We start from the raw sequence: 17,950 nt of genomic DNA, 5'->3' as shown, positions 1-17,950 counted from the left end.
ATGGACGTGATTTTTGCCCCTCTCCTGCCGTGGCCCGCGCTGTATGTCGCGGCGGCTGTGGCAACGCTTTGTTTGGTGCTGGCGATCTGGCGCGGCCTGAATGGCTGGTGGCTGCGCGGCTTGGCGCTGGTCGTTCTGCTCGGGGCCTTGGCCAACCCGTCTTTGCAGGACGAGGAGCGCGACCCCCTGTCAGATATCGTCGTTATGGTGGTGGATGACAGCGCGTCGCAGCACCTGTCGGACCGCACCACCCAAACGGGCGAGGCCGTTCAGGCCCTAAGCGATGACATCACGTCGCGCGGGATGGAGCTGCGCACGGTCACCGTGCCCGACGGGCAGGGCGACGCCGGAACCCAGTTGATGAGCGCGTTGACCGATACCTTGTCGGAGGTGCCGAAATCCCGCGTTGCGGGCACGATCCTCGTGACCGACGGGCAGGTCCATGACACGGCCCGCGCCCCCGCGCTGGACGCGCCGTTGCACACGCTTTTGACCGGACGCAGCCCTGATTGGGACCGCCGCCTAATCGTCAAAAATGCGCCCGCTTTCGCGATCTTGGATGAGGAAATCACCCTCACATTGCGGATTGAGGATCAAGGCGCGGTGCCCTCTGGCACACCGCCCTTGGCCAGCCTCTCCATCGCCATCGACGGGGCAGAGGCGCAGACCTTCCAAGTGCCAACAGGTGAGGATCTGGAGCTGCCGCTCACCCTGCCGCATGGCGGCATGAACGTGCTGCAATTCAACGTCGCGGCGGATGACAGCGAGTTGACGGACCGCAACAACTCCGCCGTGGTGCAGATCAACGGCGTGCGTGACAGGCTGCGCGTTTTGCTGGTCTCCGGCGAACCCCACGCGGGGGAGCGCACATGGCGCAACCTTCTAAAATCCGACAGCGCGGTCGACCTTGTGCATTTCACCATCCTGCGCCCGCCTGAAAAGCAAGACGGCGTGCCTGTGTCGGAGCTGTCCCTGATCGCCTTCCCCACGCGGGAGCTGTTTTTGGAGAAGATCGACGAATTCGATCTGATCATCTTTGACCGCTACAAACGGCGCGGCATCCTGCCCGCCCTCTATTTCGACAGTATCCGGCAGTATGTCGAAGGCGGCGGCGCGGTGCTTGTCGCGGCTGGGCCGGACTTCGCCTCCGCCGACAGTATTTACCGCTCGCCTTTGGGCGACATCCTTCCGGCCCGCCCAACGGCGCGGGTGCTGGACCAAGGCTTCACGCCGCTTATCTCAGAGCTTGGTGCGCGCCATCCGGTGACCGAAGGTCTGGAGAAATTTGCGCCGACTGCCCCCGTAGACGGGGTGCCGGGTTGGGGCCGCTGGATGCGCCAGATTGAGGTAGAGCGCTTGCAAGGCCAAACGGTGATGTCTGGGATAGAAGGCCGCCCGCTGCTCACGCTTGACCGCGTGGGCGAAGGGCGCATCGCGCTTATGGCATCCGATCAGGCGTGGCTTTGGCACCGCGGATTTGAGGGCGGTGGCCCGCAGCTGGAATTGCTGCGCCGTCTGGCGCACTGGATGATGAAAGAACCTGATCTGGAGGAGGAGGCCCTGACCGCCACCGCCGAAGGGCAAACCATGACGCTGACCCGCCGCACGCTGGAGATGGAGGTCGGTGAGTTGGAGATCACCGCACCTGACGGCACGGTGACCATGGTGCCGCTGACGGAAACCAGCCCCGGCCGATTCACCGCAACATTCGACGGGCCGCAGCAGGGGCTTTACCGCCTGAAGGAGGGCGATCAGGAAAGCGTCCTCGCCCTTGGTCCTGCCGCCCCGCGTGAATTCATCGAGACCGTGGCCTCTGGCGACAAGCTGCAAGATGCGGTCGATGCCACCCGTGGCGGTATCTTACGTCTGGAGGACGGCATTCCAAGCCTGCGTATGGTCGGTGAAGGTCGCAACGCCGCCGGTCGCGGCTGGATCGGCCTGACCCCGCGCGACGCTTACGTGACCACGAACGTCACCGTCACGGCGCTCGTGTCGCCGTGGGTGTTCTTGTTGCTGGCAATGATGCTGACGGTCGGCGCGTGGCTGCGCGAGGGCCGCCGCTAGTTCTTCAGCTTGACGGTGTAGGTCTTGTCGGACCACCCGTGCACGCTGTCACGGGCGCGGATGATAACCTCGCTCACCCCCTCGGGCACAACGACGCCAGACAGGGACCGTGTGAACGGTTGTTCATTTTCATGCGGATGCGCCAACTGGCGAAAGCCAAGCTCGGTGCCGTCCGGCGCATTCACCGACCAACCGTCAGCGTAATGGTCCCACCCCGTGTCAGGGTGGCTGATTGTGACGTCAAAGCTCCAGCTGTTGCTGGATTGGCGGGCGGTCACGCGCTCGATCAGCGCTTGGTCTGCAAGCGCGGGCAGGGCGGTTGCCCCCAAAAGGAAGGCCGATACCAGTAGAGGTCTCATGTCGATGTCTCCTCGGTGGCTGCAGGCAATGCAGGCCCGTTTTGCAAAATGTCGCGCGGCAGGGACCAGAATTCCCTTTGCCAGATGATATAGGTGACCATCAATGTTGCAAGGATCAAGGGGATCGGCCCCAATAGCCACGCCAGCGTGCCCAAGGAGTAATATATAGCGCGCAGCCCACGGTTGAAGTTCCACGCGGCGCGCACGTTGATGTCGGCAGCTTGGGCGGCGCGGGGGTAGACGGTGGGCTGGGTGATGTCGTTGGGCACCGCCGCCATGATCACCGCGCAGTAGCCAAACAGCCGGTTGGACCACACGAACTTCAAGAACGCATGCGTCAGAAACAGCACGACCACCATCAGCTTCACCTGCCAGACGATGCTGGGAATTTCCTCGGAGGTCAGGTCGGAGGCGACCATCTGGATTTGCTCGGTGTTGCCAATCATCGCCAGCACGCCGCCAATCGCGATCATGCAGCCGGAGCCGAAGAAAGACGTCGCTTGGCGCAGGTCCGATAGAATCGCCGCGTCAAAAATGCGCGGGTCGCGGGTCACCATCTGCCGCATCCATTCGCGGCGGTATTCAACCATGATGGCGGTGACCGACGGGCGCGCGGTGTTGGGGCGCTCGATCCACCAGCTCATGAAAAACCAGCAGAAAGCCAGCAAAGCAAGGGCGGCGGCGTCGAGAGGCGTCAGAAGGGACAGGTGGTCTAATATTGTCATATCGTGATGCTACTCGCGATTTGGGGGACTTGCCATACGGGTAAATTGGTAATATGTTTTTACCAATTGCTGTGCAGCGAGAGGACAACTCATGGAAATGCCCGCCCCGGACGCCCGTATCATGGCCAAGAAGGCCAAGCTGGTATCGCGCTTGCAGCAGGTGCTGCCTAAGGACGCGGTGATCCACGATGAATTCGAAACCCGCGCCTATGAGTGCGATGCGCTGACGGCCTATAAATGCCCGCCGCTTTGCGCGGTGCTGCCGTCCTCCACCGAGGAGGTCGCGGCGGTTTTGAAAATCTGCCACGAAGAGGGCGTGCCTGTCGTGCCACGCGGCTCCGGCACGTCGCTGGCAGGGGGCGCGCTGCCCACGGCGGATTGCGTGATCCTAGGCGTTGCCAAGCTCAGCGCTGTGCTGGAAACCAATTACGACGACCGCTACATCCGTGTGCAAACAGGCCGGACCAACCTTAGCGTGACCGGCGCGGTGGAGGAGAATGATTTCTTCTACGCCCCAGACCCCTCGTCGCAGCTGGCCTGCGCGATTGCCGGCAATATCGCCATGAACTCCGGCGGGGCGCATTGCCTGAAATACGGCGTGACGACAAACAACCTGCTGGGCGTGACCATGGTGCAGATGGACGGGACCATCGTTGAAATCGGCGGCGCGTATCTGGATGCGGCGGGCTACGATCTGCTGGGCATCATCTGCGGCTCTGAGGGGCAAATGGGGGTTGTTACCGAAGCCACCTTGCGCATTCTGCGCAAGCCCGAAGGCGCGCGGCCCGTGTTAATGGGCTTTGACGACAACGAAGTCGCAGGCGCCTGCGTGGCTGACATTATCAAGGCGGGCGTGCTGCCCGTGGCCATCGAATTCATGGACCGCCCCGTCATCCGCGCCACCGAGGCTTTCGCGGGCGCGGGCTACCCCGACTGCGAGGCGCTGCTGATCGTGGAGGTCGAAGGCTCCCCGCAGGAGATCGACGACCAGCTTGCCAAGATCATGGACATCGCCCGCAAGCATAACCCCGTGGAGCTGCGCGAAAGCACCTCCGCCGAGGAAAGCGCCAAAATCTGGTTGGGCCGCAAATCCGCCTTCGGCGCCATGGGCCAGATCAACGATTATATGTGCCTTGACGGGACGATCCCCGTGTCGGAGCTGCCTTATGTTTTGAAACGCATTGGCGAGCTGTCCAAGCAATACGGGCTGGATGTGGGCAACGTCTTTCACGCAGGCGACGGCAACATGCACCCGCTGATCCTGTTCAACGCCAACAAGGAAGGCGATCTGGAGCTATGCGAAGCCATGGGCGCGGACATCTTGCGCCTGTGTGTAGAGGTCGGCGGCTGCCTGACGGGGGAGCACGGCGTTGGCATCGAGAAACGCGACCTGATGTTCGACCAATTCGCGCCCGAGGATCTGGAGGCGCAGATGAAGGTCAAAGACGTGTTCGACCCGAAATGGCTGCTCAACCCCGCCAAGGTTTTTCCGCTGAGTGCGACCGAGACCCGCCGCGCGGGCTGAAACCGCCCATCCGGGGGGAATATTTTTGCCAAGATGAAACGCTTTTGAAGAAGTTGAGACGACATGATGACACCCGATAGCGAAGCAGCGCTGGCCGAAGCGGTCGCAGGCGCAACAGGCCCCTTGCGCATTCAAGGTGGCGGCACGCGGCCGATCGGGCAGGCGAAGGGGGAGGTGCTCTCCACCGCTGGGCTGACCGGCATCGAGCTATACGAGCCGGGTGCTTTGACGCTGGTGGCCAAAGCGGGCACGCCCGTGGCCGAGATTGAGGCGGCACTGGCGCAGGAAAACCAACGCCTGCCGTTCGAGCCAATGGACCACCGCGCGTTGCTTGGCACCACAGGTGAGCCGACGATTGGCGGGGGCGTTGCCACCAATGCCTCCGGCCCGCGGCGCATTCAGGCGGGCGCGTGCCGCGACAGCCTGATCGGCGTGCGCTACGTGGATGGGCAGGGCACGGTTATCAAGAACGGCGGCCGCGTGATGAAGAATGTGACCGGCTACGATCTGGTGAAGCTGATGGCGGGATCGCACGGCACGCTGGGGGTGCTCTCTGAGGTTGGCTTCAAGGTGTTGCCGGGGATAGAGGCCACCGCGACGCTAGTGGTGCACGGCTTGGACGCCGCCCGCGCAGTTGCGGCGATGTCCAAGGCTCTGGGCTCTCCTTACGAGATATCCGGCGCGGCTTATCTTCCCGAAGCCACGAAAACCGTGTTGCGGCTGGAGGGGTTCGAGGCCTCCGTCACCTATCGCCTCAAGGCATTGCGCGCGCTGTTGGACGGCTTTGGCGATATGGAGGAATTGCACGGCGAAGCCTCCCGCGACCTGTGGGCCGCCACCCGCGACGTAACGCATTTCGCAGGGGTCGCGGGCGACCTGTGGCGCATTTCCGTCAAACCGAGTGACGCGCCGGAGGTGTTGAAATTCCTTCCGTCAGACATGCGCTATTCGCTGGACTGGGGGGGCGGGCTGATCTGGGCCGTTGTGTCTGAGGGCGCTGACCTGCGTGGCGGCTTGGGCAAGTTTTCCGGCCATGCGACCTGTCTGCGCGGCGCGGCGCGCACCTTTCATCCTGAACCCGCCGCCCTTGCGGCGATCTCCCAAGGCCTGCGCGCACAGTTCGATCCGCGCCGAATTTTTAACACCGGATTAATGGGGTAAAGCATGCAAACGAATTTCACACCCGCGCAGCTTGAGACCCCCGCCACCGCGCATTCCGAGAAAATCCTGCGGGCCTGTGTGCATTGCGGTTTTTGCACGGCCACGTGCCCGACCTATCAGGTGCTGGGGGATGAGCTGGACAGCCCGCGTGGCCGTATCTACCTGATCAAGGACATGCTGGAGAACGACCGCAAGCCGGACGCCAAAACCGTGAAGCACGTCGACCGTTGCCTGTCGTGTCTGGCCTGCATGTCGACCTGCCCGTCGGGGGTGCATTACATGCATCTGGTCGACCACGCCCGCGAATATATCGAAGAGCACTACGACCGCCCCTTCACCGACCGCGCGTTGCGCTGGGTGTTGGCGCGGATATTGCCCTATCCGAGCCGGTTTCGCCTTGCGTTGCTGGGGGCCAAGATTGGCCGCCCCTTGGCGCGCTTCATGCCGGACGCGCGGCTGCGCGCGATGCTGGAAATGGCCCCTAAAATCATCCCCCCCGTCTCGCGCAATGACGACCCGCAAACCTTTGCCCCCAAGGCCCCTAAAAAGATGCGCGTCGCCTTGATGACGGGGTGCGCGCAAAAGGCGCTGAACACCGACATCAACGATGCCACCATCCGCCTGCTGACCCGTTTGGGCTGCGAGGTTGTCGTGGCGGAGGGCGCAGGGTGCTGCGGCGCGCTGACTCACCACATGGGCAAAACCAGCGAGAGCCACGCAACCGCCGCCAAAAACATCCGCGCATGGAACGCGGAGATGAACGGCAAGGGGTTGGACGCCATTGTTATCAACACGTCGGGCTGCGGCACGACGGTGAAGGACTACGGCCACATGTTCCGCGACAGCGATATGGCGGCGCAGGCGCAGGCGGTCTCGGATATCGCGATGGACGTCTCTGAGGTGCTGATGAAGCTCGACCTGCCGCAAGGCGCGGACCAGCAGATGAAGGTGGCCTATCACGCAGCATGTTCTTTGCAACACGGCCAGCAGATCAAAACCTACCCGAAGGACTTGCTCAAGCGGGCCGGTTTCACGGTGCTTGAACCCGCCGACCCGCATCTGTGTTGCGGATCCGCAGGCACCTACAACCTGATGCAGCCAGAGATATCCAAGCAACTCAAGGACCGTAAGGTTCAAACGCTTGAGGCCAAAAATCCTGATATCATTGCGGCGGGCAACATCGGATGTATGATGCAGATAGGCTCCGGCACGCAGGTGCCCATCGTTCACACGGTGGAGCTTTTGGACTGGGCCACCGGCGGCCCCAAACCGCCCGCGATGCTGGCGGCGGCAAACGGGGGCGTGCGCCCGATGGACATCCCCGTGCTGCGGTAGCGCGCCGCCAACTGCTGCATTTTATCCGCAGTCGCCGGATTGCTGAACGGACGGGGTAGACAGCGCCGCCTGTGCTGGTGTCTTTGGATGGTCTGGCCGTCGGGCCCAAAAGGGGCCAGTCATGGCCGCATTTCCGCCTTAACTGTTTTCTAATTAGGGTCAAAGCGGGCATATCGGGGCAATTGATGCGAATTCTGGCAACACTCATAGCGGCAGTCATCTTGGCGACCTCAGCACAGGCGGAGGGCGACTTGCGGCCGCTGACGTCACTGGACGCCACCAAGGCGTGGCAGGGCGTGGGGCGGATCAATCTGGGCACCAGCGGATTTTGCACGGGCACGTTGATTGCGCCCGATCTGGTGTTAACCGCTGCGCATTGCTTCTTTGATGCCGACGGCGTGCGCACCGATGACAGCGATATCGAGTTTCTGGCGGGCTGGCAGCACGGTCGCGCCTCTGCCTACCGCGGTGCGCGGCGGTCCGTCATCCACCCCGATTACGTCTACAAGGGGCGCGACAACGTCGACAAAGTGTCCTCCGATCTGGCTGTTATCCAATTGGACCAGCCGATCAAGAACCCCTCCATCCGTCCGTTTGACACTGCCTTGACGGTGGAGCGCGGGCAGGAGGTTCAGGTCATTTCCTATGCCAAACACCGCGCCGATGCACCCTCCATTCAGGAAACATGCAACGTTCTGGCCCGTGATCCTGGGGTCTATGTGACGTCCTGCGATGTCGACTTCGGCTCCTCCGGTGCGCCGATCTTTGCGATGCAGAACGGCGCGCCCGTGATCTTGTCCGTGGTGTCTGCCAAGGCGGAATGGCGCCAGCAAAAGGTGGCGCTTGGCGTCGGGTTGGACCAACGCCTGTCCGCGCTTCTGAGCGAGATTGAATACAACGATGGCGTGTTCCGCCGCACCGATACCGGCGCGTCCCGCGTGGCGCTGCAAACGGGTATCCAGCCCTCCGGCGCGTTGTTTTTAAAACCCTAAACAAAGGGTCTTGAAACCCCGCGCAGCCCTTCCCAAATCAATATCACCGGATGCCCGAATGGGGTTCGGTACATGCAAATCGGGCCTGTCCATATGGAAGGCCCGCCAACGCTAACATTGCTTATTGATAAGGATGCACACCATGCGAGCATATGATTTCACCCCACTTCACCGCGCAACAGTCGGCTTTGATCGGGTCGCAGACCTGATGGACCGTGTCTTGTCCGCAGAGGTCACAAACTCCACCTATCCGCCCTACAACATTGAACGCACCAGCGACGACGAATACCGCATCTCCGTGGCGGTCGCTGGCTTCTCTGAGGGCGATCTGTCCGTGGAGCAGCGTGAAAACGCGCTGATCGTGTCTGCCAAGAAGGCCGATGAGGGCGAGAAGACCACCTACCTGCACCGTGGCATCGCCACCCGCGCCTTCGAGAAGCGGTTCCATCTGGCCGACCACGTGCGCGTGACCTCGGCCACCCACGCGGACGGAATGCTGCATATCGAGCTGACGCGCGAGGTGCCAGAGGCCCTGAAGCCGCGCCAGATTGCGATCAGCAAGGCGTCCGAGCCAAAGGCGATTGAGGCGTAAGCTCAATCAACGGATGAACGATTTGCGGCCTCCGTCCCATGTGCGACGGGGGCCGTTTTGCCGTTAGACTAGAACCACTGCCCCGGTTCCATCAGGCCCAGCTCCAGAAGCTGGTTGGAATTCCACTCGAACTTGGCCGAGTTCTTCCACCAGAAGTGCGGGATTTCATACATGGACCCCGGGTTGGACACCAACGCCTTGGCCGTTCGGAACGAGCAGATCGTGCCGGAAATGTTGTGATGCCACGGGCAGGAATAGGTGTTGTATTCCGGCTCGTTGAACGTGTGGTCGCCCAGCAGCTCCAAGCCCTTCGCCGCCTGAAACAGCCCCACGCGGTCGATCCGGCGGCGGGTCCACGGGATATGCTCCTCAAAGCGCCAGCGCAGCCCGCCGAAGAAGTCCAATTGTCGCTCCAGCGCATGGCCGTCCTCACTAAACCGCGCCAAGGCGTAGTAGCCCGATTTGTCCAGATAGGCGTCCTCCATGCACACGGCATTGGGGTGTTTGCCCAGATCCTTGGAATACAAATCGACCACATAGGTCATTACCGTGTGGCGTCGTTCCTCTAGGTTGAACGCGATCAACTCCCGCACATTGCGGCTTTCGCAGAACGGGAAGTACAGGAATTCGGCGTTGAAGCAGTAGTGCATCCAGACGCCGGGAAACAGTTTGATCACCTCGGTGGTGATGCGCGCGAAGGCGTCCTGCTCGTGGATGTCGGTTTCGATCAGATGCAGCCCGTCGCGGGGTTTCGGCAACAAGTGGCCGGAGGCAAAGGCCAGCACTTCGCGAAAGCCCAGTTTCTGGACGTGGCTGATGGTGCTTTCCACCTCGGTGTCGTCTTCGATAAACACCAGTGCAAACGGGCCCTTAGGCGAAAGCTGGGTTTGGGCCACGCCCAAAAAGTCGCTAAGAGAGCTGTGCCGCATGCCTGCTGTTCTTTCTATTCTGCCCGCAGCTAAACTCTGTCATCCGGCGTGGAATTGCAAGATCGCACGGGCTGGGGTATGCCCCGCCTCAACCCTTGTTACACCGGTGCATCATGTCCAACGCGAAGAAGCTCTTTATCAAGACCTACGGCTGTCAGATGAACGTCTATGACAGCGAGCGCATGGCGGAAGCCTTGGGCTCCGAAGGCTACGAGCCGACCGACGATATGGCGGCGGCGGATATGATCCTGCTCAACACCTGCCACATTCGCGAAAAGGCGGCGGAGAAGCTGTATTCCGATCTGGGCCGCATGAAGCCGTTGAAGGCGGAAAAGCCGGACCTGAAAATCGGTGTGGCCGGATGCGTCGCACAGGCCGAAGGCGGCGAAATCATGCGCCGCCAGCCTATGGTTGATCTGGTTGTCGGCCCGCAAACCTACCACCGCCTGCCGGACCTGATGAAGAAGGTGAACGACGGCGAAGCGGCCCTAGATACCGACTTCCCCGAAGAGGATAAGTTCGAGCATCTGCCAAAGCGCGAAAGCAAGGCCCGCCCGTCGGCGTTCCTGACCGTGCAAGAAGGCTGCGACAAGTTCTGCGCCTTTTGCGTGGTGCCCTACACACGCGGCGCGGAAGTGTCCCGCCCGCCGGAACGCCTGATCGCGGAGGCCGAAAATCTGGTCGCGCGCGGCGTGCGCGAAATCACTCTGCTGGGCCAGAACGTCAACGCCTACCACGGCGAGGGCGAGGACGGCACATGGGGCTTGGCCCGCCTGATCTGGGCCTTGAACGACATCGAGGGGCTGAAGCGCATCCGCTTTACCACCTCCCACCCCAACGACATGGAAGACGCGCTGATCGAGGCGCATGGCACCTGTGACAAGCTGATGCCCTATCTGCACCTTCCGGTGCAGTCCGGCTCCGACAAAATCCTGAAGGCGATGAACCGCAAGCACACCGCCGCCAGTTATATCGAACTGATCGACCGCATCCGCGCGGCGCGGCCTGATTTGCTGCTGTCCGGTGACTTTATCGTGGGCTTCCCCGGCGAGACCGAGGAAGATTTCGAGGCAACGATGGATCTGGTCCGTACGGTCAAATACGGGCAGGCCTATTCGTTCAAATACTCCGCCCGTCCGGGCACGCCCGCCGCGGAGAAAGAGCCGGTGGCGGATGATGTGGCGTCCGAGCGGTTGCAACGTTTGCAGGCTTTGTTGAGCGAGCAGCAATACGAGGCGCAGCGCAGCATGGTTGGCCGCGAAGTAAAGGTTCTGTTCGAGAAGAAGGGCCGCCTTGAAGGCCAGCTTGTTGGCAAGTCCGACTACCTGCATGCGGTCCACTGCGATGCACCGGAGCATATGATCGGCACTGTGCAGCGGGTATTGATCGAGGCCAGCGTGACCAACTCCCTAAAGGGTGTGTTGGCCTAAGTCCGCGAATATACCGCTAAAAGTAAGCTAATCGCGCGGCCACCTGTGGCACTGTTGCCGATTCGGCAACTATATGTGGTAAAAACTTCTTTAATCCACACCGAAATTTGTTACTCTACGGCAAATGTGGGTGGGTGCGGTCTGATCCCAACAACCCACCGTTTGAAGATGCTTAACGATCATAGTGAAAAAAGGACGAGGGCAGTGCACAACACTCTAACAAGTACCCTACGGACCGCGATCAAGGGGTGTGCCGTTCTGGTCTCTGCCTTGACGTTGTCGACCACCGCCGCTTCGGCGCAGCAGCAATATGTCTACACCGAAGACGGTTTCAGCCAAGGCACAGTCGCCAACGGCAAGATCGTGCGCCGCACAACAGTGCGCGCCGAACGCTACATCCCCACAGTTTGGGTTGATCCGGATGGCTGTGAGCACTGGGTGATGGATGACGGCTTTGAAGGCTTCATGACGCCGCACGTGACCCGCGAGGGGATTCCGGTATGCCGTCGTGGCAACACATGTGCCGTGATGAACTCCGACCAGCTGTTCGCGACCAATCAGGCGACCATCAACGCGGCGAACAAGCGCCGCTTGCAGCAGTTCTTCCAGTCCGCAGGTGCCGCCGCCTACATCATTGACGGTCATACCGACAGCCGCGCCAGCGACGCCTACAACATGAGCTTGTCCAAGCGCCGCGCGAATGCGGTTGCCCAAGTGGCACGTTCCGTTGGCGCACGGGTTTCTGCAACACGCGGCTACGGGGAGCGGGTGCCAAAAGCGTCCAACCGGACGTCGAGCGGCATGGCAGCCAACCGCCGTGTTGAAATTCAGTGCATCCGCTAAGGGGACGATGACATGAAAATGGTAAAAGCATTCACCGCCTTCGCTGCACTCAGCGCGCTTGTCGCCTGCGAAGCGGGCGTTGGCGCGAACAGCAACGACAAAACCCGCGACTACGGCACCTTCTTTGGCCGTGGCAAGAAAGACCTTAGCCAGCTGGAAGCCGGTATCTGGGTTGACCCACGCGGGTGCGACCACTGGATCATCGACGACGGCATCGAGGGCTACCTCTCTGCGCGTCTGGACAAATACGGCAAGCCAGTGTGTTCCGGTGCAGCCCCTCCAGGCTACGCGACGGGCAACTACCGTGGCTCCAAAGATGTCGGCGACCCGATCTAGGTGCCCCGCATTTATACGAATTCCAAAAAGGCTGCCCCTCGGGGTGGCCTTTTTCATGTCAATCGCGTGAAACATGCGCGCCGCCCCTTGCACGCCCAAGCGGGCTCATGCACCCTTCCCATAACGACCAACCTAGGAGAGCCCGTTGAGCACCAGTGATTTGACCGTGGGCCCCACGGACACCACCCCGTCTGAAACCCTGCTTGAGTTTCCCGACAATCGGTTGCTGATAGACTTATGCGGTGAATTTGACCGCAACCTCGCCCAAATTGAACAGGTGTTAGGCGTGCAAATCGTGCGCCGCGGCAACCAGCTGGCCGTCATGGGGGAGGCGATGGAGAAGGCCGTCGCCGTGCTGGAAGCTCTCTATGTGCGGCTCGAAGGCGGGCGCTCCGTGGAGATGGTCGATGTGGAGGCGGAAATCCGCATGGGCCGCGCCGCCAATAGCGCGCATCCCGTGGACGGCGACCAGATCGAGATGTTCAAAGGCGGTGCCGTTGAGATCAAGACCCGCAAGAAATCCGTGGAGCCGCGCACGCAGGCGCAAAAGGATTACGTCAACGCGCTGTTCAACAATGAGCTGGCGTTTGGCATCGGCCCTGCGGGGACCGGCAAGACCTACCTCGCGGTGGCCGTCGGCGTGTCGCTGTTCATCACTGGCAAGGTCGATAAAATCATCCTGTCGCGCCCCGCTGTTGAAGCGGGGGAGCGTCTCGGCTTCTTGCCCGGCGATATGAAGGACAAGGTCGATCCCTATATGCAGCCGCTTTATGACGCGCTCAACGACTTCTTGCCTGGCAAGCAATCCGCCAAGCTGATCGAAGAAAAGCGTATCGAGATTGCGCCGCTGGCCTTCATGCGCGGGCGCACATTGTCCAACGCCTTCGTGGTGCTGGACGAGGCCCAGAACGCCACCACCATGCAGATGAAGATGTTCCTGACCCGTCTGGGCCAAGGCTCCCGCATGGTGATCACGGGGGACCGCTCTCAAGTCGATTTGCCGCGCGGCGTGCAATCGGGTCTGCGCGAGGCGGAGACGCTGATCAAGGGCGTCAAAGGCGTGTCGTTCAGCTACTTCACCGCCAAAGACGTCGTGCGCCACCCGCTCGTGGCCCGCATCATTGAGGCCTATGAGGCCGCCGAAGCCAAGGGCTAGCCGGTAAACTCGTCAATGCGCACGGCGCGGTGCTCCGTCATGGAGCGCTGCGCCGCCATGCCCATGATCACCGAAATCAGCCCGTCGTGCAGCCCTACGTCCGCCGCGTCGCGGTTGCCGCGCACCAAGTCCACAAAACCCTGATGTTGGTAGAAGGTCGATCCGTTGTGATCGCCCGCGTCCAGAATGGTCGGGTCCACCGGCACCTCCCGCACGTAGGGGCCTTTCGGGCTGCGTGGGCTGACGATGACCTGTGGCACGGGCGGCGCGCCCAGATGGTCCGGCCAGAACCGCCCCGGTCCGGGCACCAAGGCTTCGATCTTGCCCAATGGCCCCACCGCAGACACCTCTTCTTGGTAGCGCGCGCCCTCCGCGAACATGCACAGTTCCAAAATGGCGCGTGCGCCAGAGGCGAAGTCGACGATCACATAGCCATTGTCGAAGATGTCGGGCGTCTCCCCGTCATATGTTTCGTCGAGATGGTTCACATCCTGCCCGCCGGACGCCATGACGCGGACCGGCTCCGCGCCGATCACCAGACGCATCAGGTCAAAGAAGTGGCAGCATTTCTCCACGAAGGTGCCGCCGGTGTTGCGGTTGAAGCGGTTCCAGTCGCCGACCTTGGGGAGGAACGGGAAGCGGTGTTCGCGGATGGTCAGCATTTTGACGCCGCCCGTGCTCGCCGCCGCGTCCTTTAGGAAGGCGGCAATCGGCGGCATGTAGCGGTATTCCATCGCGACCCACACGGGCGCGGGGTAGCTTTGCTGGAACGCTTCCATCCGCGTGACGTGATCTGGATCGGTGAACAGCGGCTTTTCCACCAGCACGGGCAGGGGGCGTTTGGCGGCGATGGCCTCCAGTTGCTCCACATGGCGAAAGTTGGGGCTGACGATCAGCAGGCAATCCAGATCGGCCACTTCCAGCAGCGCGTCGATGCTGGGCACCAGCTCTGCGTCGGGCGCGAAGTTCAGCGCCTCCGCTGCCATGCCCGCATCCGGCTCGAAGATCGCGCTGACGCGGGTGTCGGGCAAAAGCGCGATGTTGCGCAGATGCTCCTGCCCCATCATGCCGCATCCGATGACGCCGTAATTGACCAGTTTCGCCATGTCGTTTTTCCTATTTAAGCCGTTGCACGTAGCGTGCGGTGTCTGTGTCGAACCATGTTCGTGAATACTCAACGGGATGCGGTTTTTGCTCCCAGCTTAGGCGCTCAATAAAACCGGTGGCCTGACCTGCGGTTTTGCCAAATTCCGGTGGGGCCCAGTCCGGCGTCTGCCCGATGCTCACGTAGTCCTCCGCCCGCGAAATCCAGAAACCCAGCTTCACTTGGTAGTAGCGGTAGAGCGAGTCCGACGCCTGTTCCGCCAGCACCGTGCCGCTGTCCGCATCCAGCCAGATCTCTTCCACGGCGGCGGGGACTTTGTTTAAAAAGCGAAGCCGCCGCATGCGGGTGCCGCGTGTGGAGGTGCCGAATTCGGGCAGGTCGCTCGGTTTTTCGCAGGTCGTGATGTCCAGAAACTTGGCCGTGGGCAGCCCGCCGCCCGCCAAAAGTTCAATGCGAAACATAGAGTAGATACTTTGCGCAGCGGGGTTGGACCGCACGTAGTTGCCAGAGCCTTGGATGCGCTCCAACAGCCCTTTTTCTTCTAGTATTTTTAGCGATTTGCGCAACGTGCGCACGGTTACCTGATGCGTCGCCGCCATCTGGCGTTCGGGCGGCAGGCGCTGGCCGTCGGCCAGCCGTCCGGCGGCAATCTCGCGGATCAGAACCTCGCTCACCTGCGCGTAGATCGGTAAGGCAGCGGGGCTGTCTTGACGCTCGTACATGGTGGGGGTGACCTCGCAGGAAAAATTGATACCCCATTGATCTACATCAACGACAAGGCTACGCAAGGATAAATTGCCGCACGGTTTTGGGAGGAATCAGATGACAGTTGTTCCGGTGACATCACCCGATCTGGATGCCGCAGAGGTGTCTTGGTTCTCGGCGCTTTGCTCTGACGACTACCAGTTCCTCGGGGTGCCGGACGGCGACCTGCGCTCCTCTTGGGCGCATTGCTCCGACATCGTGAAAACCGCTGAAGACCAAGGCTTTCGCAATATCCTGTGCCCGTCGTCCTACCAAGTGGGTCAAGACACGCTCAGCTTCGTCGCGGGCTGCGCGCCCATCACCTCCAAGATCAACCTGCTGGCCGCCGTGCGCTGCGGGGAGATGCAGCCGATCATGCTGGCACGGACGTTGGCGACGCTCGACCACATGCTGGAGGGGCGGCTGACGGTTAACATCATCTCCTCCGATTTTCCGGGCCAGAAAGAGCCAAGCCCCTACCGCTACCAGCGGTCCCGTGAGGTGGTGCAAATCCTCAAGCAGGCGTGGACCCAAGACGAGATTAACCACACCGGCGAAATCTACGACTTCAAGGGTCTGACCACGGACCCCGTGCGCCCCTATCAATCAGGCGGCCCGATGCTCTACTTCGGCGGCTATTCCCCCGACGCGTTGGAGCTGTGCGGGGAGTATTGCGACGTCTACCTGATGTGGCCGGAAAAGGTCGAAGATCTCGAAGGCCGTATGAAGGCCGCGAACGAGGCCGCCGCCCGCCACAACCGGACGCTGGACTATGGCCTGCGCACCCATGTGATCGTGCGCGACACCGAGGCCGAGGCCAAGGAATACGCGGAATATATCGTATCAAAGCTGGATGACGACCAAGGCAGCGCCATTCGTGACCGTGCCCTTGATGCCAAATCCTTGGGGGTCAGCCACCAAGCCAAGAACCGTGATCTGGCGGATGATCACGGCTACATTGAGCCACATATGTGGACGGGGGTGGGACGCGCCCGTTCGGGCTGCGGGGCGGCGATTGTCGGCTCCACGGATCAGGTGCTGTCCAAGCTGGAGGCCTACCAGAAAATGGGCATTCGCGCGTTTATTCTGTCGGGGTATCCGCATATAGACGAGGCGAAGCATTTTGGCACACGTGTGCTGCCGCAGATGAAAACCTGCTCGCTTCCTCTCGCATATGGCCGCGTTCCGGCGCAGCCTCCCCAAACCCCGCTTGCCGTAGGAGTCCGCCGCTAATGGATCGAATTACGCTGTCCCCCGATGTTACCTTCAGCCGCCTTGTCTACGGGATGTGGCGCGTCGCGGATGACACCGACACATCGCCCGCCCATGTAGAAGCCAAAATTCAAACCTGTCTGGATCAGGGCATCACCACCTTTGATCAGGCCGATATTTACGGCGGCTACACCGCCGAGGCCGTGCTTGGCGATGCGCTGAAGGCGAACCCCTCGCTGCGCGCCAAGATGGAGATTGTCAGCAAATGTGACATCGTCGCGCCAACAGGCCGCTATGCGGACGCGCGGGTGAAACACTACGACACATCGCGCAAGCACATCGAGCAGGCCGTGGAATGCACCCTGCGCGATCTGGGCACCGACTATATCGACATGCTGCTTATTCATCGCCCCGATCCCCTGATGGATCATCACGAGACGGGCGCGGCGCTGGACGATCTGATCCGTAGCGGCAAGGTCCGTGCGGTGGGCGTGTCAAACTTCCGCCCCTACGATTGGGAGCTGCTGCAATCGGGCATGAAAACCCGCCTGTCGACGAACCAGATCGAGATGTCCTTGGCGCAGGTCGATCCCTTCACCAACGGCGACATGGTGTTCCACCAGCGTCACGGCCAGCCGATCATGGCATGGTCCCCCCTTGGTGGCGGCGATCTCATGACGGGCAGCGGCGCGGTTGCGGACCAGTTGGACGCCATCGCGGCGGAGCAGGGCGTGGACCGCGCTGCGGTCGCCGTGGCCTTCTTGCTGCGCCATCCGGCCAACATCCTGCCGGTTCTGGGCACCAATAATCTGGAGCGTATCGCGAAAATCTCTGACGCGTTGAAGGTCAAGCTGGACCGCGAGGCGTGGTTCGCCCTCTACACCGCCGCTTTGGGTCGTGAGGTCGCCTGATGTCGATCCATGCCAGCGCGTCCCCGAATGCCTTTGTGCCAGACGAGAGCAATACCCGTTTGCTGCGCGATGCGTTCGGGCGGTTCGCAACTGGCGTGACAATCGTGACCGCCGCGACTGAAGATGGGGTCGCGGCAATCACCGCCAACAGTTTCTCGTCGGTGTCGCTGTCGCCGCCTTTGGTGCTTTGGTCGCCTGACAAGGCGTCGCGGCGGTTCTCCTATTTTGAGCAGGCGACAAGCTACGCGGTGCATGTGCTGTCGGCTGAACAGGATGACCTGTGCTGGGCCGTGGCCCGCGATGCCTTTGCGCTGAACGATCACAATCTAAGCCTGAACGCCGAAGGCGTGCCGGTTCTGGAGAACTGCCTTGCGCGGTTCGAATGCACAAAAACCGCCGTCTATGAGGGCGGCGATCACGTTATCATGCTGGGGCAGGTGAACCGCGCCCAGATGCGCGAAGAGGGTGATCCGCTCGCCTTCTACAAAGGACAGGTTGGACGATTTACAGCAGACTGACGCGTGGCGCGGC

The 17,950-nt window shown here is 61.6% G+C and carries 18 protein-coding genes; 13 read left to right on the top strand and 5 right to left on the bottom strand.

Annotated elements, in window-relative coordinates:
* Nucleotides 1-2,064: a hypothetical protein gene (locus BLW66_RS12485; RefSeq protein WP_089947500.1), complete on the top strand. Its 2,064-nt coding sequence runs from the start codon at nucleotides 1-3 to the stop codon at nucleotides 2,062-2,064.
* Here the strand turns inward: BLW66_RS12485 and BLW66_RS12480 are convergent.
* Both BLW66_RS12480 and BLW66_RS12475 read right to left on the bottom strand, forming a co-directional pair.
* Nucleotides 2,061-2,423 (bottom strand): hypothetical protein, encoded by a 363-nt coding sequence (locus BLW66_RS12480; RefSeq protein WP_089947499.1) that lies wholly within the window; start codon nucleotides 2,421-2,423, stop codon nucleotides 2,061-2,063. The genes BLW66_RS12485 and BLW66_RS12480 overlap by 4 nt on opposite strands.
* Nucleotides 2,420-3,148, bottom strand: coding sequence for a DUF599 domain-containing protein (locus BLW66_RS12475; protein WP_089947498.1), 729 nt, complete (start codon nucleotides 3,146-3,148; stop codon nucleotides 2,420-2,422). The genes BLW66_RS12480 and BLW66_RS12475 overlap by 4 nt, the downstream gene beginning before the upstream one ends.
* Before the next feature lie 91 nt (nucleotides 3,149-3,239).
* Between BLW66_RS12475 and BLW66_RS12470 the strand changes: the two genes are divergently transcribed.
* The 5 genes from BLW66_RS12470 to BLW66_RS12450 all read left to right on the top strand — a co-directional run bounded on the left by BLW66_RS12470 (nucleotide 3,240) and on the right by BLW66_RS12450 (nucleotide 8,753).
* Complete coding sequence (locus tag BLW66_RS12470; protein WP_089947497.1) at nucleotides 3,240-4,673, top strand: FAD-linked oxidase C-terminal domain-containing protein; 1,434 nt, start codon at nucleotides 3,240-3,242, stop codon at nucleotides 4,671-4,673.
* Nucleotides 4,674-4,739: 66 nt separating this feature from the next.
* The gene (locus BLW66_RS12465; protein WP_089947645.1) at nucleotides 4,740-5,834 is read left to right on the top strand and encodes an FAD-binding protein; all 1,095 of its coding nucleotides are present in this window, start codon (nucleotides 4,740-4,742) and stop codon (nucleotides 5,832-5,834) included.
* 3 nt (nucleotides 5,835-5,837) lie between these two features.
* Nucleotides 5,838-7,169, top strand: a complete 1,332-nt coding sequence (glcF, locus tag BLW66_RS12460; protein ID WP_089947496.1) for a glycolate oxidase subunit GlcF — start codon at nucleotides 5,838-5,840, stop codon at nucleotides 7,167-7,169.
* 185 nt (nucleotides 7,170-7,354) lie between these two features.
* Entirely contained in the window at nucleotides 7,355-8,161 is an 807-nt protein-coding gene (locus BLW66_RS12455; RefSeq protein WP_089947495.1) for a trypsin-like serine peptidase, read from the top strand.
* 142 nt (nucleotides 8,162-8,303) lie between these two features.
* Nucleotides 8,304-8,753: an Hsp20 family protein gene (locus BLW66_RS12450; RefSeq protein WP_089947494.1), complete on the top strand. Its 450-nt coding sequence runs from the start codon at nucleotides 8,304-8,306 to the stop codon at nucleotides 8,751-8,753.
* A 68-nt stretch (nucleotides 8,754-8,821) separates the two neighbouring features.
* Here the strand turns inward: BLW66_RS12450 and BLW66_RS12445 are convergent, their stop codons facing one another.
* Nucleotides 8,822-9,682: a hypothetical protein gene (locus BLW66_RS12445; protein WP_089947493.1), complete on the bottom strand. Its 861-nt coding sequence runs from the start codon at nucleotides 9,680-9,682 to the stop codon at nucleotides 8,822-8,824.
* A gap of 113 nt (nucleotides 9,683-9,795) precedes the next feature.
* Between BLW66_RS12445 and miaB the strand changes: the two genes are divergently transcribed.
* The 4 genes from miaB (at nucleotide 9,796) to BLW66_RS12425 (ending at nucleotide 13,447) form a co-directional block, all read left to right on the top strand.
* Complete coding sequence (gene miaB, locus BLW66_RS12440; protein ID WP_089947492.1) at nucleotides 9,796-11,112, top strand: tRNA (N6-isopentenyl adenosine(37)-C2)-methylthiotransferase MiaB; 1,317 nt, start codon at nucleotides 9,796-9,798, stop codon at nucleotides 11,110-11,112.
* Nucleotides 11,113-11,316: 204 nt separating this feature from the next.
* Nucleotides 11,317-11,955, top strand: a complete 639-nt coding sequence (locus BLW66_RS12435; protein WP_394199395.1) for an OmpA family protein — start codon at nucleotides 11,317-11,319, stop codon at nucleotides 11,953-11,955.
* 12 nt (nucleotides 11,956-11,967) lie between these two features.
* Nucleotides 11,968-12,291 (top strand): hypothetical protein, encoded by a 324-nt coding sequence (locus BLW66_RS12430; RefSeq protein ID WP_089947490.1) that lies wholly within the window; start codon nucleotides 11,968-11,970, stop codon nucleotides 12,289-12,291.
* A 145-nt stretch (nucleotides 12,292-12,436) separates the two neighbouring features.
* Nucleotides 12,437-13,447 carry a PhoH family protein gene (locus BLW66_RS12425; protein WP_089947489.1) on the top strand — a complete coding sequence of 337 codons (1,011 nt, stop codon included), beginning with the start codon at nucleotides 12,437-12,439 and terminating at the stop codon, nucleotides 13,445-13,447.
* Here BLW66_RS12425 and BLW66_RS12420 read toward each other — a convergent pair.
* Together BLW66_RS12420 and BLW66_RS12415 are read right to left on the bottom strand one after the other, a co-directional pair.
* Complete coding sequence (locus tag BLW66_RS12420) at nucleotides 13,444-14,553, bottom strand: Gfo/Idh/MocA family protein (protein WP_089947488.1); 1,110 nt, start codon at nucleotides 14,551-14,553, stop codon at nucleotides 13,444-13,446. The two genes, BLW66_RS12425 and BLW66_RS12420, sit on opposite strands and share 4 nt — an antisense overlap.
* A gap of 10 nt (nucleotides 14,554-14,563) precedes the next feature.
* Nucleotides 14,564-15,274 carry a GntR family transcriptional regulator gene (locus BLW66_RS12415; protein ID WP_089947487.1) on the bottom strand — a complete coding sequence of 237 codons (711 nt, stop codon included), beginning with the start codon at nucleotides 15,272-15,274 and terminating at the stop codon, nucleotides 14,564-14,566.
* Nucleotides 15,275-15,374: 100 nt separating this feature from the next.
* Between BLW66_RS12415 and BLW66_RS12410 the strand changes: the two genes are divergently transcribed.
* From BLW66_RS12410 to BLW66_RS12400, 3 genes are read left to right on the top strand one after another with little or no spacing between them, the layout of a single operon-like run.
* Nucleotides 15,375-16,529, top strand: coding sequence for an LLM class flavin-dependent oxidoreductase (locus BLW66_RS12410; RefSeq protein ID WP_089947486.1), 1,155 nt, complete (start codon nucleotides 15,375-15,377; stop codon nucleotides 16,527-16,529).
* Nucleotides 16,529-17,419, top strand: coding sequence for an aldo/keto reductase (locus BLW66_RS12405; RefSeq protein WP_089947485.1), 891 nt, complete (start codon nucleotides 16,529-16,531; stop codon nucleotides 17,417-17,419). The genes BLW66_RS12410 and BLW66_RS12405 overlap by 1 nt, the downstream gene beginning before the upstream one ends.
* Complete coding sequence (locus BLW66_RS12400; protein ID WP_089947484.1) at nucleotides 17,419-17,937, top strand: flavin reductase family protein; 519 nt, start codon at nucleotides 17,419-17,421, stop codon at nucleotides 17,935-17,937. Before BLW66_RS12405 ends, BLW66_RS12400 begins: the two co-directional genes overlap by 1 nt.
* The last annotated feature ends 13 nt before the right edge of the window (nucleotides 17,938-17,950 follow it).

Source organism: Litoreibacter albidus, assembly GCF_900107015.1.
GTDB lineage: Bacteria > Pseudomonadota > Alphaproteobacteria > Rhodobacterales > Rhodobacteraceae > Litoreibacter > Litoreibacter albidus.
The sequence above is the reverse complement of the archived record's forward strand: the minus strand, read 5'-3'. Positions and strand labels throughout refer to the sequence as shown.

Bases quoted from the DNA above. Each gene is read 5' to 3' on its own strand.
- BLW66_RS12485 (WP_089947500.1), top strand. From the start codon at position 1: ATGGACGTGATTTTTGCCCCTCTCCTGCCGTGGCCCGCGCTGTATGTC.
- BLW66_RS12480 (WP_089947499.1), bottom strand. From the start codon at position 2,423: ATGAGACCTCTACTGGTATCGGCCTTCCTTTTGGGGGCAACCGCCCTG.
- BLW66_RS12475 (WP_089947498.1), bottom strand. From the start codon at position 3,148: ATGACAATATTAGACCACCTGTCCCTTCTGACGCCTCTCGACGCCGCC.
- BLW66_RS12470 (WP_089947497.1), top strand. From the start codon at position 3,240: ATGGAAATGCCCGCCCCGGACGCCCGTATCATGGCCAAGAAGGCCAAG.
- BLW66_RS12465 (WP_089947645.1), top strand. From the start codon at position 4,740: ATGACACCCGATAGCGAAGCAGCGCTGGCCGAAGCGGTCGCAGGCGCA.
- glcF (WP_089947496.1), top strand. From the start codon at position 5,838: ATGCAAACGAATTTCACACCCGCGCAGCTTGAGACCCCCGCCACCGCG.
- BLW66_RS12455 (WP_089947495.1), top strand. From the start codon at position 7,355: ATGCGAATTCTGGCAACACTCATAGCGGCAGTCATCTTGGCGACCTCA.
- BLW66_RS12450 (WP_089947494.1), top strand. From the start codon at position 8,304: ATGCGAGCATATGATTTCACCCCACTTCACCGCGCAACAGTCGGCTTT.
- BLW66_RS12445 (WP_089947493.1), bottom strand. From the start codon at position 9,682: ATGCGGCACAGCTCTCTTAGCGACTTTTTGGGCGTGGCCCAAACCCAG.
- miaB (WP_089947492.1), top strand. From the start codon at position 9,796: ATGTCCAACGCGAAGAAGCTCTTTATCAAGACCTACGGCTGTCAGATG.
- BLW66_RS12430 (WP_089947490.1), top strand. From the start codon at position 11,968: ATGAAAATGGTAAAAGCATTCACCGCCTTCGCTGCACTCAGCGCGCTT.
- BLW66_RS12420 (WP_089947488.1), bottom strand. From the start codon at position 14,553: ATGGCGAAACTGGTCAATTACGGCGTCATCGGATGCGGCATGATGGGG.
- BLW66_RS12415 (WP_089947487.1), bottom strand. From the start codon at position 15,274: ATGTACGAGCGTCAAGACAGCCCCGCTGCCTTACCGATCTACGCGCAG.
- BLW66_RS12410 (WP_089947486.1), top strand. From the start codon at position 15,375: ATGACAGTTGTTCCGGTGACATCACCCGATCTGGATGCCGCAGAGGTG.
- BLW66_RS12405 (WP_089947485.1), top strand. From the start codon at position 16,529: ATGGATCGAATTACGCTGTCCCCCGATGTTACCTTCAGCCGCCTTGTC.
- BLW66_RS12400 (WP_089947484.1), top strand. From the start codon at position 17,419: ATGTCGATCCATGCCAGCGCGTCCCCGAATGCCTTTGTGCCAGACGAG.